This is a genomic window from Microbacterium sp. K41 (assembly GCF_004794395.1).
GTDB lineage: Bacteria > Actinomycetota > Actinomycetes > Actinomycetales > Microbacteriaceae > Microbacterium > Microbacterium sufflavum.
This window is the reverse complement of record NZ_SSDO01000170.1, coordinates 1-14,491: the sequence shown is the minus strand read 5'-3', so window position 1 is coordinate 14,491 and position 14,491 is coordinate 1. Positions and strand designations below refer to the sequence as shown.

Annotated in this window: 13 protein-coding genes and 1 pseudogene; all 14 read right to left on the bottom strand. The window is 70.6% G+C overall.

All coding sequences use genetic code 11. The features are described from left to right. Positions 1-42 precede the first annotated feature (42 nt). Positions 43-1,509 (bottom strand): glutamate synthase subunit beta, encoded by a 1,467-nt coding sequence (gene gltD, locus DW309_RS04555; protein WP_136032414.1) that lies wholly within the window; start codon positions 1,507-1,509, stop codon positions 43-45. Further along, positions 1,502-6,025 carry a glutamate synthase large subunit gene (gene gltB / locus DW309_RS04550; RefSeq protein WP_136044697.1) on the bottom strand — a complete coding sequence of 1,508 codons (4,524 nt, stop codon included), beginning with the start codon at positions 6,023-6,025 and terminating at the stop codon, positions 1,502-1,504. The genes gltD and gltB overlap by 8 nt, the downstream gene beginning before the upstream one ends. 144 nt (positions 6,026-6,169) lie before the next feature. Continuing rightward, positions 6,170-7,195 carry a prolipoprotein diacylglyceryl transferase gene (gene lgt / locus DW309_RS04545; protein ID WP_136032416.1) on the bottom strand — a complete coding sequence of 342 codons (1,026 nt, stop codon included), beginning with the start codon at positions 7,193-7,195 and terminating at the stop codon, positions 6,170-6,172. A gap of 10 nt (positions 7,196-7,205) precedes the next feature. After that, positions 7,206-8,009, bottom strand: a complete 804-nt coding sequence (trpA, locus tag DW309_RS04540) for a tryptophan synthase subunit alpha (protein ID WP_136032418.1) — start codon at positions 8,007-8,009, stop codon at positions 7,206-7,208. Further along, positions 8,006-9,274, bottom strand: a complete 1,269-nt coding sequence (trpB, locus tag DW309_RS04535; protein ID WP_136044689.1) for a tryptophan synthase subunit beta — start codon at positions 9,272-9,274, stop codon at positions 8,006-8,008. Before trpB ends, trpA begins: the two co-directional genes overlap by 4 nt. Beyond that, the gene (gene trpC, locus DW309_RS04530) at positions 9,271-10,047 is read right to left on the bottom strand and encodes an indole-3-glycerol phosphate synthase TrpC (RefSeq protein WP_136044688.1); all 777 of its coding nucleotides are present in this window, start codon (positions 10,045-10,047) and stop codon (positions 9,271-9,273) included. Before trpC ends, trpB begins: the two co-directional genes overlap by 4 nt. Then, on the bottom strand, positions 10,047-10,277 hold the full coding sequence (locus DW309_RS04525; RefSeq protein ID WP_136032424.1) for an HGxxPAAW family protein: 231 nt from the start codon (positions 10,275-10,277) through the stop codon (positions 10,047-10,049). The genes trpC and DW309_RS04525 overlap by 1 nt, the downstream gene beginning before the upstream one ends. A 44-nt stretch (positions 10,278-10,321) precedes the next feature. Next, complete coding sequence (locus tag DW309_RS04520) at positions 10,322-10,912, bottom strand: Trp biosynthesis-associated membrane protein (RefSeq protein ID WP_136032427.1); 591 nt, start codon at positions 10,910-10,912, stop codon at positions 10,322-10,324. Beyond that, on the bottom strand, positions 10,909-11,295 hold the full coding sequence (hisI, locus tag DW309_RS04515; protein ID WP_136037335.1) for a phosphoribosyl-AMP cyclohydrolase: 387 nt from the start codon (positions 11,293-11,295) through the stop codon (positions 10,909-10,911). Before hisI ends, DW309_RS04520 begins: the two co-directional genes overlap by 4 nt. After that, entirely contained in the window at positions 11,292-12,053 is a 762-nt protein-coding gene (gene hisF / locus DW309_RS04510) for an imidazole glycerol phosphate synthase subunit HisF (protein WP_136044687.1), read from the bottom strand. The genes hisI and hisF overlap by 4 nt, the downstream gene beginning before the upstream one ends. Next, positions 12,053-12,892, bottom strand: a complete 840-nt coding sequence (gene hisG, locus DW309_RS04505) for an ATP phosphoribosyltransferase (RefSeq protein WP_136032433.1) — start codon at positions 12,890-12,892, stop codon at positions 12,053-12,055. The genes hisF and hisG overlap by 1 nt, the downstream gene beginning before the upstream one ends. 38 nt (positions 12,893-12,930) lie before the next feature. Continuing rightward, positions 12,931-13,194, bottom strand: coding sequence for a phosphoribosyl-ATP diphosphatase (locus DW309_RS04500; protein ID WP_136032435.1), 264 nt, complete (start codon positions 13,192-13,194; stop codon positions 12,931-12,933). Then, complete coding sequence (gene rpe, locus DW309_RS04495; RefSeq protein ID WP_136032437.1) at positions 13,191-13,871, bottom strand: ribulose-phosphate 3-epimerase; 681 nt, start codon at positions 13,869-13,871, stop codon at positions 13,191-13,193. Before rpe ends, DW309_RS04500 begins: the two co-directional genes overlap by 4 nt. Positions 13,872-13,881: 10 nt before the next feature. Next, positions 13,882-14,491, bottom strand: a pseudogene (locus tag DW309_RS04490) (rRNA small subunit methyltransferase B); the annotation flags it as partial.

Here is a 14,491-nt window from a genome sequence, read left to right as displayed (position 1 = left end):
GAAGTGGGGGATGAACGTTCGGGCGACGGTGCCTGCCCCAGCCTACGCGGGCTGGAGACCGATCGCGACATCGCTCGGACGCACCGGCTCGGGCAGCACCGTGGTGCCCATGAGGTAGCGATCGACGTTCGCCGCCGCCGCACGACCCTCCGCGATGGCCCACACGATGAGCGACTGCCCGCGTCCGGCATCACCGGCCACGAACACGCCGGGCACCGACGACTCGTACGACGCGTCGCGGTGGAAGGAGCCGCGGTCGGTCACCTGCGGACGGGTGTCCTCCGTGTAGCCGTCCTGCTCCGGACCCGTGAAGCCCATCGCGATGAGCACGAGATCGGCGGGGATCTCCCGCTCGGTGCCGCTCTTGGGAACCCGGCGTCCGTCGATGTACTCGGTCTCGGCCACCCGCAGCGCGCGCACCTCGCCGACCTCGTTCGACAGGAACTCCACCGTGGAGGCGAGGAACACGCGCTCCCCGCCCTCCTCGTGCGCGGACGACACCTCGAACACGGTCGGCATCATCGGCCACGGCTGGTGGTCGGGGCGCGTGTCGCCGGGCTGCTTGCCGATCGCCAGGTTCGTCACGCTCAGCGCTCCCTGACGGTGCGCCGTGCCGATGCAGTCCGCACCGGTGTCGCCGCCGCCGATCACGATGACGTGCTTGCCCTCGGCCGTGATCTGCCCTGGCACCGCGTCGCCGGCGACCGCGTGGTTGGACTCCACGAGGTACTCCATCGCGAAGTGCACGCCGTCGAGGTCGCGCCCGGGGATGGGCAGGTCGCGGGGAACCGTGGCACCGGTCGCGATCACGACCGCGTCGTACCGCGCGCGGAGGTCGGCCCAGGAGATGTCCTTGCCGATCTCGACACCCGCACGGAACCGGGTCCCCTCCTCCTGCATCTGGCGCAGACGCGTCTCGAGCTGCGTCTTCTCCATCTTGAAGTCGGGGATGCCGTAGCGCAGCAGCCCGCCGATGCGATCGTCGCGCTCGAACACCGCGACCGTGTGCCCCGCGCGCGTCAGCTGCTGGGCGGCGGCGAGGCCCGCGGGCCCCGAGCCGACGACGGCCACCGTCTTGCCGGTGAGGCGCTGCGGCGGCTCGGGCTCGACCCAGCCCTTCGCGAAGGCCTCGTCGATGATGGAGACCTCGATCTGCTTGATCGTGACCGCCGGCTGGTTGATGCCCAGCACGCACGAGCTCTCGCAGGGCGCCGGGCACAGGCGACCGGTGAACTCAGGGAAGTTGTTCGTCGCGTGCAGGCGCTCGATCGCGGCCCGGCCCTCACCGCGCCACGTGAGGTCGTTCCACTCGGGGATGAGGTTGCCGAGCGGGCAGCCCGAGTGGCAGAACGGGACACCGCAGTCCATGCAGCGACCGGCCTGACGGCGCAGGACGGCCTTGTCGCCCGGCTCGTAGACCTCTTTCCAGTCCATGATGCGCACCGGCACCGGACGGCGAGCGGGAAGTTCCCGCTCGGTCACCTTCAGAAAGCCTTTGGGGTCAGCCACCGGTCACCTCCAGGATGCGGTTCCACACGATGTCGCCGTCGGGGTCGATCCCCTCGGCCAGAGCCTCCTCGCGCATGCTCCGCACGGCGGCGAAGTCACGGGGAAGCACCTTCACGAACTCCGCCGCGCGCGCGTCGAAGTCGTCCAGCAGCTCGGTCGCGCGCGGGGACGCCGTACGTTCGACGTGCTCGACGAGCAGTCCGCGCAGCACCTCCAGGTCGGCGCGGTCCAGCGGCTCCAGCCGCAGCTCTCCGCTGCCGAGCGACTGCGCGTTCACCTTCGCGGTGTCGAGGGCGTGCACATAGGCCACTCCCCCGGACATGCCGGCGCCGAAGTTGCGCCCGGTCGGCCCGAGGATCACCGCGAGCCCGCCGGTCATGTACTCCAGGGCGTGGTCGCCCACGCCTTCGACGACCGCGGTCGCCCCGGAGTTGCGCACCAGGAACCGCTCGCCGACGACACCGGAGATGAACATCGTGCCCGAGGTCGCGCCGTAGCCGATCACGTTGCCCGCGATCACATTCTCGTGCGGTGCGATCGACGCCCCGCGCGGCGGACGGATCGTGATGTCGCCGCCCGAGAGGCCCTTGCCGACGTAGTCGTTCGCGTCGCCCTCGAGGCGGAGGATGATGCCCGGCGGGAGGAACGCGCCGAGCGACTGCCCCGCGGTCCCTGTGAGGGTGACGTCGATCGTCTCCTTCGGCAGCCCGGTGGCACCGTGCCGCGACGTCACCTGATGGCCGAGCATCGTGCCCACCGCGCGCTCCGTGTTGGCGATCGGCAGCTCCACCACGACGGGCTCGCCGTTGAGCAGCGCCCCCTTCGCGATGTCGATGAGCTGCACGTCGAAGTGCTTGTCGAGCTCGTGGTCCTGCGCGCGACCGCTGCGGCGCGGCTCGCCGGCCGGGAACGCCGGGCCCTCCAGCACGGGGCTCAGGTCGAGACCCTCGGCCTTCCAGTGCTCGACGGCCGCATTCGTCTCCAGGAGCTCGGTGCGTCCGACGATCTCGTCGATCGAGCGGTAGCCCAGCTCGGCGAGGAGCTCGCGCACCTCTTCCGCGATGAACTCCATGAAGTTGACGACGAACTCCGGCTTGCCCGTGAACCGATCGCGCAGCACCGGGTTCTGCGTGGCGACGCCGACCGGGCAGGTGTCCAGGTGGCAGACGCGCATCATGATGCAGCCGCTCACCACGAGCGGAGCCGTCGCGAAGCCGAACTCCTCCGCGCCGAGCAGCGCGCCGATCACGACGTCGCGCCCGGTCTTGAGCTGGCCGTCGACCTGCACCACCACGCGGTCGCGCATGCCGTTGAGCATCAGCGTCTGCTGCGTCTCGGCGAGCCCCAGCTCCCAGGGGGTACCCGCGTGCTTGAGGGAGTTCAGCGGGCTCGCGCCCGTGCCGCCGTCGTGGCCGGACACCAGGATGACGTCGCTCAGCGCCTTCGCCACACCCGCCGACACCGCACCGATGCCGGACTGGCTCACCAGCTTCGTGTGGATGCGCGCCTCGGGGTTCGCGCGCTTCAGGTCGAAGATGAGCTGCTTGAGGTCTTCGATCGAGTAGATGTCGTGGTGCGGCGGCGGCGAGATGAGCCCGACGCCGGCGGTGGCGTGACGCGTGCGCGCGACCCACGGGTACACCTTCGTGGGCGGCAGCTGACCGCCCTCGCCGGGCTTCGCGCCCTGGGCGAGCTTGATCTGGATGTCGTCCGCCTCGGTGAGGTACAGGCTCGTGACGCCGAAGCGGCCGGAGGCCACCTGCTTGATCGCACTGCGTCGCTCGGGGTCGACCAGGCGGTCGGGGTCCTCGCCGCCCTCACCGGTGTTCGACTTGCCGCCGATCCGGTTCATCGCGATCGCCAGGGTCTCGTGCGCCTCCTTGGAGATGGAGCCGTAGCTCATCGCCCCGGTCGAGAAGCGCTTCACGATCGCGGACACCGGCTCGACCTCGTCGAGCGGGACCGGCTTGCGGGTGCCGGTGCGCAGCGTGAAGAGTCCGCGGAGGGTCTTGAGCTCGGCGGCCTGCTCGTCCACGAGCTTCGTGTACTCACGGAAGATGTCGTACCGCCGCGTCCGGGTGGAGTGCTGCAGCTTGAAAACCGTCTCCGGGTTGAACAGGTGCGGGGAGCCGTCGCGGCGCCACTGGTACTCGCCGCCCGTCCACAGGCGCTCGTGCGCGCGGGCTGCGGCATCCTCGGGGTACGCGTAGTCGTGCCGCGCCTGGTTCTCGGCGAAGATCTCCTCGATCCCGATGCCGCCCAGCTTCGACTCCGTGCGGGTGAAGTAGGCGTCGATGAACTCCTGGCTGAGACCGACGGCCTCGAACACCTGGGCGCCGGCGTACGACGACACGGTGGAGATGCCCATCTTCGACATGATCTTCAGCACGCCCTTGCCGAGCGCGTAGATCAGGTTCTTGACCGCCTTCTCGGGCGTGATGCCGGTGATGTAGCCGGTGCGGACGAGGTGCTCGACCGTCTCCATCGCCAGGTACGGGTTGATCGCCGACGCGCCGTAGCCGATCAGCGTCGCGACGTGGTGCACCTCGCGCACGTCGCCGGCCTCGACGATCAGACCCACCTTCATGCGGTTCTCGCGCCGGATGAGGTGGTGGTGGATCGCCGACACCATGAGCAGCGACGGGATGGGCGTGAGGTCCTTGTTGGAGTCGCGGTCGGACAGGATGAGGAACTCCGCGCCGTCCGCGATGGCCTGGTCGACCTCGGCGCACATCTCCGTCAGGCGCTCGGCGAGCGAGTGCGGGCCGGAGTCGAAGTGGTACAGGCCGCGGATCGTCGCGCTCGACCGGCCGGGCAGCGCCTTGTCGATGTGGCGGATCTTCGCCAGTTCGTCGTTGTCGATCACGGGGAAGTCGAGCGACACCGTGCGGGTGTGCTCCGGACCCCAGCTGAGCAGGTTCGACTCGGGACCGAGGCCGAGCTTGAGGCTCGTGACGACCTCTTCCCTGATCGAGTCCAGCGGCGGGTTCGTGACCTGGGCGAACTGCTGCGTGAAGTAGTCGAACAGCAGTCGCGGTCGCTTGCTGAGCACCGCGATCGGGGTGTCCGAGCCCATGGCACCGAGCGGCTCGACGCCGGTCTGGCCCATGGGGGTCAGCAGGATGCGCACTTCTTCCTCGGTGTACCCGAAGGTGCGCTGGCGGCGGGTGATCGACGCCGGCGGGTGCACGATGTGCTCGCGCTCGGGCAGGTCGGCCAGGCGCACGGCCCCCGCGTCGAGCCACTCCTGCCACGGGTGCAGCGTGGCCAGCTCCTGCTTGATCTCGCGATCTTCGACGATGCGGCGCTGTGCCGTGTCGACGAGGAACATCTTGCCGGGCTGCAGACGCCCGCGGCGCTTGATGCGCTCGGGCTCGAAGTGCAGCACGCCCGTCTCCGAGCCGATCACGACCAGTCCGTCGGTGGTCTCGGTCCAGCGCCCCGGGCGCAGTCCGTTGCGGTCGAGCGTCGCGCCGACCAGCGTGCCGTCGGTGAAGATGAGCGCGGCCGGGCCGTCCCACGGCTCCATCTGGTTGGAGTGGTACTCGTAGAACGCGCGCAGCTCCGGCGTGATGTCGGCCTGCTTCTCGTACGCCTCCGGCACCATCATCATGATCGCGTGCGGCAGGCTGCGACCGGTCAGGGTGAGCAGCTCGAGCACCTCGTCGAACGAGGCCGAGTCGCTCGCGCCGTCGGTGCAGATGGGCAGCAGCGGCGAGATGTCGCCGAGCAGCTCGGACTCGAGCTGCGACTGGCGGGCGCGCATCCAGTTGCGGTTGCCGCCGACCGTGTTGATCTCGCCGTTGTGCGCCAGCATGCGCAGCGGCTGCGCGAGCGGCCACGACGGGAACGTGTTGGTGGAGTAGCGGGAGTGCACGACCGCGAGCTCGGACGCGAACCGCTCATCCTGCAGGTCGGGGTAGAACGGCTCCAGCTGCAGCGTGGTGACCATGCCCTTGTAGCCGAGGGTGCGGCTGGACAGCGACACGAAGTAGGCGCCGAGCTCGTGGCCGGCCCGCTTGCGCAGGCGGTAGGCGACGCGGTCGAGGGCGATACCGGTGAGCGGCGCGTCGGCGTGCGTGGCCCCGCCGGCGCTCACGAAGAGCTGCTCGAACGCGGGGCGGGCCTCGTCGGCGAGCTTGCCGAGGTTCTCGTTCGCGGTGGGGACCTCACGCCACCCGAGGACGCGGAGGCCCTCGGCGCGCGCGATCTTCTCGATGCCGGCCTTCTGCTGGCGGCGCTCGCTCGAGTCGCGAGGCAGGAACGCGAGTCCTGCGGCGTACTCCCCCACGGGCGGCAGTTCGAAGCCGGTGACCGCGCGGAGGAAGGCGTCTGGCATCTGCGTGAGGATGCCGGCCCCGTCTCCCGTGCCCGCGTCGGACCCGATGGCCCCGCGGTGCTCCAGGTTGCGCAGGGCCTCGAGGGCCAGCGCGATGATGTCGTGCCCGGCTTCGCCGCGCAGCGTTGCGACCATGGCCAGGCCGCAGGCGTCCTTCTCGAACGCCGGGTTGTACATGCCCTGCTTCGGGGGGTATGCGCCGGAGGCGCCGTAAGGGGGCTGGAAGTACACCAGTTACCGTCCTCAGATCTTCAGTGAAACCCGGGGACGTCGTCGGCCCGCTCGTTCAGTGCAATGGTTCTCCCGCCGCGGGACGCGGCGTTATCGGGAGCCGTCCTCGCTCGTGGGAGCAGTGCTTGTGGCGGTGGCTCCTGCGGTGACCTCGTCGGTCGGAGGCTCGCTCACGTCCACGAAATCAGAGGGATTGTCTTGCGATTGTACATCAGCGTCCAGGTCCTTCCGGCCGCGGCCGGGCTGATACGGCGAAGGCTCCAGACCCGGGTGACGGCGCGTCTGCACCACGAGGATGACGAGGCCGACGACGACGCCGATGATCGCCGCCCAGACGTTGCTGCGCAGACCCAGGATGATCTCGCTCGGGTCGATGCGGATCGACTCCCACACGATGCGACCAGCGCTGTACCAGATGAGGTAGATCGCGAACAGCCGGCCCCACTGGAAGAAGAGCTTGCGGCTCAGCCACAGCAGCACGATCACGCCGAGCCCGTTCCACAGCACCTCGTACAGGAACGTCGGGTGGAACAGCGTGCCCTCGGGGAGCCCGGGAGGGAAGGCCGAGTTGGTGGACTCGATCTCGAGGCCCCAGGGCAGGTCGGTCGGCAGGCCGAAGAGCTCGTGGTTGAACCAGTTGCCGAACCGGCCCATGGCCTGCGCGAGCAGCAGCCCGGGAGCGAGTGCGTCGGCGAACGTCCAGAAGCGGATACCGGTCCAGCGGCAGCCGAGGTACGCGCCGATGGCGCCGCCGATCAGCGCGCCGAAGATGGCGATGCCGCCCTCCCAGATCGCCCACACCGAGCCGGGCTCGAAGGGGTTCCAGGTGTTCTTGCCCTCGCCGAAGTAGAAGTTCGGGTGGGTCAGCACGTGGAAGATGCGGGCGCCGATGATGGCCAGCGGCACCGCGAGGATCGAGATGTCGATCACGACCCACGGCTCCGCACCGCGCTTCGTGAGGCGGTGGTTGGTCAGCAGCACCGCGACGATGATGCCGGCGATGATGCAGAGCGCGTAGAAGTGGATCCGCACCGGGCCCAGGTCGAAGTACGCGACGGGAGGACTCGGGATGCTGGCGAGCACGCCGGTGAAGCTGCTGGGGAGCGCGAGGGACATGAGTGCGATTCTAGTTCTCGGGGACGGAGCGCACCGACGACGTGCCGGTGGCGAGGGTTCGGGCGACGGCCGCGAGGGCGGGGACGCCGCCGTCGCGCAGGGCGCGCACGAGCGCGGTGCCGACGATGGCGCCGTCGGCGTACTCGGAGACACCGGCGATCTGCTCGGCGGTGGAGATGCCGATTCCGACGCAGGCGCGCCGGGCGCCGTGCTCGCGCAGGCGGGCGACGAGGGTGCGTGCGGCGCGGTCGAGCTCGGCCCGCTCCCCCGTGATGCCCATCGTGGAGACGGTGTACACGAAACCGGTCGACGACTTCACCACGAGCTCGAGGCGCTCGTCCGACGAGGTCGGCGCGGCCAGGAACACCCGGTCGAGCCCGGTCCGCTCGCTCGCCGCGATCCACTCCGCCGCCGCGTCCGGCGTGATGTCGGGCGTGATCAGCCCGGCGCCGCCCGCCGCCAGCAGGTCGTCGGCGTAGCGATCGACGCCGTACTGCAGCACGGGGTTCCAGTAGGTCATCACGAGCACCGGGACGTCGGTCGCGGCGGTGATGGCGCGGATCGCGGTGAAGAGGTCCTTCATCCGGAAGCCGGCGGCGAGGGCGGCGGTCGTCGCCTCCTGGATGATCGCGCCGTCCATCACGGGGTCGCTGTAGGGCGGCCCGAGCTCGATGATGTCCACGCCGTTCTCGGCGAGAGCGATCGCCGCCTGGATGCTCGTCTCCAGGTCGGGGAAGCCGACGGGCAGGTAGCCGACGAAGGCGCTGCGGCCGGCGTCGTGCGCGCGCTGGATGGCCTGTTCGACGCGGCTCACAGCTGCGGCTCTCCCTTCGAGGCGGCTTCTTCGGCGGAGCTCTCCTCGGTCGCGTCGTGCGCGAGTGCCGCCTCGTCGTAGAGCTCGAAGTACCGGGCGGCCGTGTCCATGTCCTTGTCGCCCCGGCCGGAGAGGCAGATCGCCAGGACGGCGTCCGGTCCGAGCTCGCGGCCGATCCGCAGGGCTCCCGCGAGGGCGTGCGCGGACTCGATCGCCGGGATGATGCCCTCGGTGCGGCTCAGCAGCCGCAGGGCCTGCATCGCCTCGTCGTCGGTCGCCGGGATGTACTCCGCGCGGCCGATGTCGGCCAGCCACGAGTGCTCCGGGCCGACGCCGGGATAGTCGAGCCCGGCGGAGATCGAGTGCGACTCGACCGTCTGGCCGTCCTCGTCCTGCAGGACATAGGTCTTCGCGCCGTGCAGCACACCGGGACGACCGCGCTCGATCGACGCCGCGTGCCGCGGGGTGTCCACTCCGTCGCCGGCCGCCTCGACGCCGTACAGGCGCACGCCCTCGTCGTCGAGGAACGCGTCGAACATGCCGATCGCGTTCGAGCCGCCGCCCACGCACGCGAACACCGCGTCGGGCAGCCGGCCCACCTCGTCGAGCAGCTGGGCGCGCGCCTCCTCGCCGATGATCTTCTGGAAATCGCGGACCATCGCCGGGAACGGATGCGGCCCCGCGGCGGTGCCGAAGATGTAGTTCGTGGTCTCGACCGAGGCGACCCAGTCGCGGTACGCGTCGTTGATCGCGTCCTTCAGCGTGCGCGAGCCCGAGGTCACCGGCACGACCTCGGCGCCCAGCAGGCGCATGCGGGCGACGTTCAGCGCCTGACGCTCGGTGTCGACCTCGCCCATGTAGATCGTGCAGTCCAGGCCGAACAGGGCCGCCGCGGTGGCCGTCGCGACACCGTGCTGTCCTGCACCCGTCTCGGCGATCACCCGGGTCTTGCCGAGGCGCTTGGTGAGCAGCGCCTGGCCCAGCACGTTGTTGATCTTGTGCGAGCCGGTGTGGTTGAGGTCCTCGCGCTTGAGGAACACCCGCGCGCCCCCGGCGTGCTCGGCGAACCGCGGCGCCTCGGTCAGCGCCGAGGGGCGTCCGGCGTAGGAGGACAGCAGGTGGGCCAGCTCGGCACGGAACTCCGGATCGGCGATCGCCTCCTCGTACGCGACCGTCAGCTCGTCGATCGCGGCGATCAGCGACTCCGGCATGAACCGGCCGCCGAAGTCACCGAAGTACGGGCCGTGCTGGTCACGCAGACTCACTTCGCCTCCAGGAAGCTCTCGAGCGTGGCGACCGGATCTCCGGTCACCAGGGCCTCACCGATCAGCACGACGTCGGCACCGGCCGAACGGTAGTGCGCGACATCGGCGGGGGTGAGCACCGCGGACTCCGCGATCTTGATCGCCGTGTCCGGGATGCGGTCGACGAGCCGACCGAAGAGGTCACGGTCGAGCTCGAGGGTCTTCAGGTCGCGCGCGTTCACGCCGATCAGCGCGGCGCCGAGATCGATCGCCACGTCGAGCTCCTCCGCCGAGTGCGTCTCGACGAGCGGGGTCATGCCGAGCTCCAGGATGAACGCGTACAGGTCGCGCAGCACCTCCGGCTCGAGCCCGGCGACGATCAGCAGGACGAGATCAGCACCCGCCGCCCGCGCCTCCAGCACCTGATACCGCGTGGCGATGAAGTCCTTGCGCAGCACCGGCAGCGACACCCGCGCGGTCACGGCCTCGAGATCCGCCAGACTGCCCCCGAAACGGCGCTCCTCGGTCAGGACGCTGATCGCCGAGGCGCCGCCCTGCTCGTACAGCGACGCCTGGTGGGCGGGGTCCGGGATCTCGGCGAGTGCGCCACGGGACGGGCTCGCCCGCTTGACCTCGGCGATGATCTTGACCCGCTCGGCGGGAGCGAGGAACGCCAGGGCGTCCTTCGCCGCCGGGCGCGCGAGAGCCTCGCGCTCGACGACCTCGATCGGCCGGGAGAGGGAGCGACGCTCGGCGTCTGCGACAGCGCCGGCCGTCAGGTCGGCGAGGACCACTAGTGCGCCTTCGGGGAGTACTTGGGGCCCTTCACGCCGTAGCCCGCCTTCGCGAGCGCCCAACCCACGATGGCCCCGATCGGGATCAGCGCGGCGGAGATCCAGACCAGGGTCGGCTGCTCGAAGCAGAACGCGACGGTCGCGGCGGTGAAGCCGACGAGCATGATCACGACGGCGGTCCAGGCCGCAGGCGAGTGTCCGTGGCCAGGGTCGGCGATCGGGTTGGTCATGTTTCCTCCGGGGACGACGTGCGGATGTGTTCAGTCTATCGGGGTCAGCGCGTGGGATCCGTCCCGCGGGACAGGTCGTCCCACGAGTCGACCGCGTCGACCGGGCCCTCGTGCGTCGCGGGGTGCGCGGTCTCGGTGCGGTAACGGCGGCCGCCCGACTTCCACTGACGCCAGGTGACCAGTACCAGCACGGCCGCGAGCAGCAGGATCACCCAGCCGACGAGCGCGACCCACGGCCACGCGGACGCCACGATGTGCGCCGCCACCTCGTGCACGGCGGTGTCGCCCGCGAGCCCCGTGGTCTCGGTCACGGTCGCGGCGACGGCGTCGAAGGGCTCAGCGACCAGCAGCTGCACGGTCGACCAGCCGAGGAACACCGCCGCGACCGCGGCGAGCACCCCGAAGACCAGCCGCACCGCGCGACCGGCGATCGACAGGGCCGCGCCGAGCGCCAGCACCGCGAGGCTCAGCGGCGCGAGCAGCACCATCGCCGCGGCCCCCGGCACGAGGATCGCCTCTCCCGCATCGGCGCGCTCGACCGTGAACCAGGTCTGCGTGGAGGAGATGATGCCGAGGGCGCCGGCGAGCAGGAAGCCGGAGACCGCGAGCGAGCGCCCCCGCCGGGCGAGGCTCACGACGACGCCGATCCGTCGACGGCACCCAGGTCGGTCGTGTCGAAGCACGTGCGGGTCCCCGTGTGGCACGCCGGGCCGGTCTGGTCGACCAGCAGCAGGATCGCGTCGCCGTCGCAGTCGAGTCGGGCCTCGCGCACCACCTGGATGTTCCCGGAGGTGTCGCCCTTGCGCCAGTACTCCTGCCGGGACCGCGACCAGTACGTCGCACGACCCGACGTGAGCGTGCGCCGCAGCGCCTCCGCATCGACCCATGCGAGCATCAGCACCTCGCGCGTGTCCCACTGCTGCACGATCGCGGGCGCCAGGCCCTCGGCCGTGAAAGCCACCTGGGCGATGCGCGCCTCGACATCCGGCTCGCTCTGCCCCTGCTGCGCCTCCGTCATCGGACCAGCACCCCCTCCGCGCGCAGCGCGTCCTTCACGTCGCCGACCGTGAGCGCTCCCGTGTGGAAGACGCTCGCCGCGAGCACGGCGTCGGCACCCGCCTTGATGGCCGGGGCGAAATCGGTCGCTCGTCCGGCGCCGCCGGAGGCGATCACGGGCACCGGCGCCGCCTCGCGCATGAGCCGGACGAGTTCCAGGTCGAACCCGTCGCGCGTACCGTCCGCGTCGATCGAGTTCACCAGCAGCTCACCCGCCCCGCGCTCCGCGGCCTCCCTGGCCCAGTCGAGAGCGTCCAGCGTGGTCTGCGTGCGACCGCCGTGCGTCGTGACGACGAAACCGGAATGCGTCGTGTCGGCGCGCTTCACGTCGAGCGAGAGCACGAGCACCTGAGCGCCGAAGCGGTCCGCGATCTCGCCGATCAGCCCGGGCCGGGCGATCGCGGCGGAGTTCACCCCCACCTTGTCGGCGCCGACGGACAGCAGCCGGGCCACGTCCTCCACGCTGCGCACTCCCCCGCCGACCGTCAGCGGCACGAACACCTGCTCGGCGGTGCGCTGCACGACGTCGTAGGTCGTGGCCCGCGCGTCGACGGTCGCGGTCACATCGAGGAAGGTGATCTCGTCCGCGCCCTGCGCCGCATAGTGCCGGGCGAGCTCGACCGGATCCCCCATGTCGCGCAGGTTCTCGAAGTTCACGCCCTTCACGACGCGGCCGTCGGCCACATCGAGGCACGGGATGACCCTGCTTGCGAGAGTCATCAGAGCCTCGCCGCGTGGATCGCCGTGACGAGGATCGCCCTGGCCCCCAGCGCGTACAGGTCGTCCATCACCTGGTTGACCCGGCGACGCGGGATCATCACGCGCACGGCCACCCAGGCCGGGTCGCGCAGCGGGGAGATGGTGGCCGACTCCCGGCCGGGAGCGATCGCGACCGCCTGGTCGACCAGCTCGGTCGGCAGGTCGTAGTCGAGGAGCACGTACCGGCGGGCCACCATGACGCCTCGGAGACGGCGCAGCAGCGTGTCGACGCCGTCCGCGTCACCCGGGCGGCTGATCAGCACGGCCTCGGACTCCAGGATGACGGGGCCGAAGATCTCCAGCCCCGCCTGTCGCAGCGTGGTCCCCGTGGAGACCACGTCGGCGACGGCATCGGCGACGCCGAGGCGCACGGCCGACTCCACCGCACCGTCGAGCTGCACCAGCTCGGCGTTCACGCCGTGCTCCCGGAGGAACGAGCCCACCAGTCCGGGGTAGGCCGAGGCCACGCGCACGCCGTCGAGGTCGTCGATCGACGTGAAGCGTCCGGGAGGGCCGGCGAAGCGGAACGTCGACGCGCCGAAGCCGAGCTGCTCGATCTCGCGCGCCGGCTGCTGCACGTCGAGCAGCAGGTCGCGTCCGGTGATGCCGACGTCGAGAGCGCCGGAGGCGACGTACGTGGCGATGTCACGCGGACGCAGGAAGAAGAACTCGACGTCGTTCTCGGTGTCGACGACGTGCAGGGTCTTGGGGTCGCGGCGGCCGGCGTAGCCCGCCTCCGCGAGCATCTCGGCGGCGGTCTCGGACAGCGAGCCCTTGTTGGGAACGGCGATGCGCAGCATGAACGGCTTTCAGTTCGAAGGAGTGGGGGCGGAGCGCATCACAGATGTCGATAGACGTCCTGCAGGGTGAGGCCCTTCGCGAGCATCATCACCTGCAGGTGGTACAGCAGCTGCGAGATCTCCTCCGCCGCCGCCTCGTCGGACTCGTACTCGGCCGCCATCCACACCTCGGCGGCCTCCTCGACGATCTTCTTGCCGATCGTGTGCACGCCGCCGTCGAGCTCCGCGACCGTGCCAGACCCTTCCGGTCGGGTCTCGGCCTTGACGCTGAGCTCGGCGAACAGCTCGTCGAAAGTCTTCACGATTCCAGGCTAGCGGCTCGCGCGAGGTGCCTGAGCCGCGAGACCGCCGCCTCCACGTCGTCCTGCCCGTACACGGCCGAGCCCGCGACGAAGGTGTCCGCCCCCGCGGCCGCCGCCTGCGCGATCGTGTCGTCGGAGATCCCCCCGTCGACCTGGAGCCACACCTGCGACCCTCGACGTCGTGCCTCCTCCGACAGCGCGCGCAGCTTCGGCATCGTCTCCGGCATGAACCCCTGACCGCCGAATCCGGGCTCCACCGTCATCACCAGGATCTGGTCGAACTCGTCGAGGACAGGGAACAGTCCTTCGACCGGGGTGTCCGGCTTGACCGCGACACCGGCTCTGGCACCGATGTCGCGCAACCGCCGCGCGAGCGACACCGGGTCGACCGCGGCCTCCAGGTGGAAGGTGACGCTCGCCGCGCCCAGCTCCGCGTACCCGGGTGCCCAGCGCTCGGGGTCCGTGATCATGAGGTGCACGTCGAGCGGGACGGGACTGGTCTCCTGGATGCGCTGCACCATCTGCGGCCCGAACGTGAGGTTGGGCACGAAATGGTTGTCCATCACGTCGACGTGGGCGAAGTCGGCCGTCGCGATGCGGGCGAGCTCCGTCTGCATGTTGACGAAGTCGGCGGCGAGGATGCTCGGGTTGATGCGCGGTGCGCGAGGAAGCTCCACGGTCTCTGTCCTACCCTTCGGTGTCGTCGGTGCGCTGCAGGAGCGCGAGGAACATGGCGTCGGTGCCGTGGCGGTGCGGCCACAGCTGGGCGCTGCCCGTGGCGGCACGACCGTCGTCGGCGAGGTCGATCGGCGAGCGGGAGACGTCGCGCACCACGCGCCGCGCATCCAGCTCCACCACGTCGGCGCGCTCCCGCAGCACCTCCTGCACGACCCCGGTCGTCTCGGCCAGGTGCGGCGAGCACGTGACATAGGCCACGACACCGCCCGGAGCCAGCGCGTCGAGAGCGGCGGACAGCAGCTCCACCTGCAGCGGCACGAGCTCGGCCACATCGGCGGGCGTCTTGCGCCAGCGCGCCTCCGGACGACGCCGCAGCGCTCCCAGCCCGGTGCACGGCGCGTCCACGAGGATGCGGTCGAACCCGCCGGTGTGCTCGCGCGCCAGCTCTCTCCCGTCGCTCTCGTGCACGATCACGTCTCCGGGAACGGCGCGCAGGGCCTTCCGCACCAGTCGAGCGCGCGTCGGCACGACCTCGTTGGCCTCCAGCGCCACCCCGTGCTCGCGGGCGATCGCGGCCAGCAGCGCCGTCTTGCCGCCGGGCCCGGCGCACAGGTCCAGC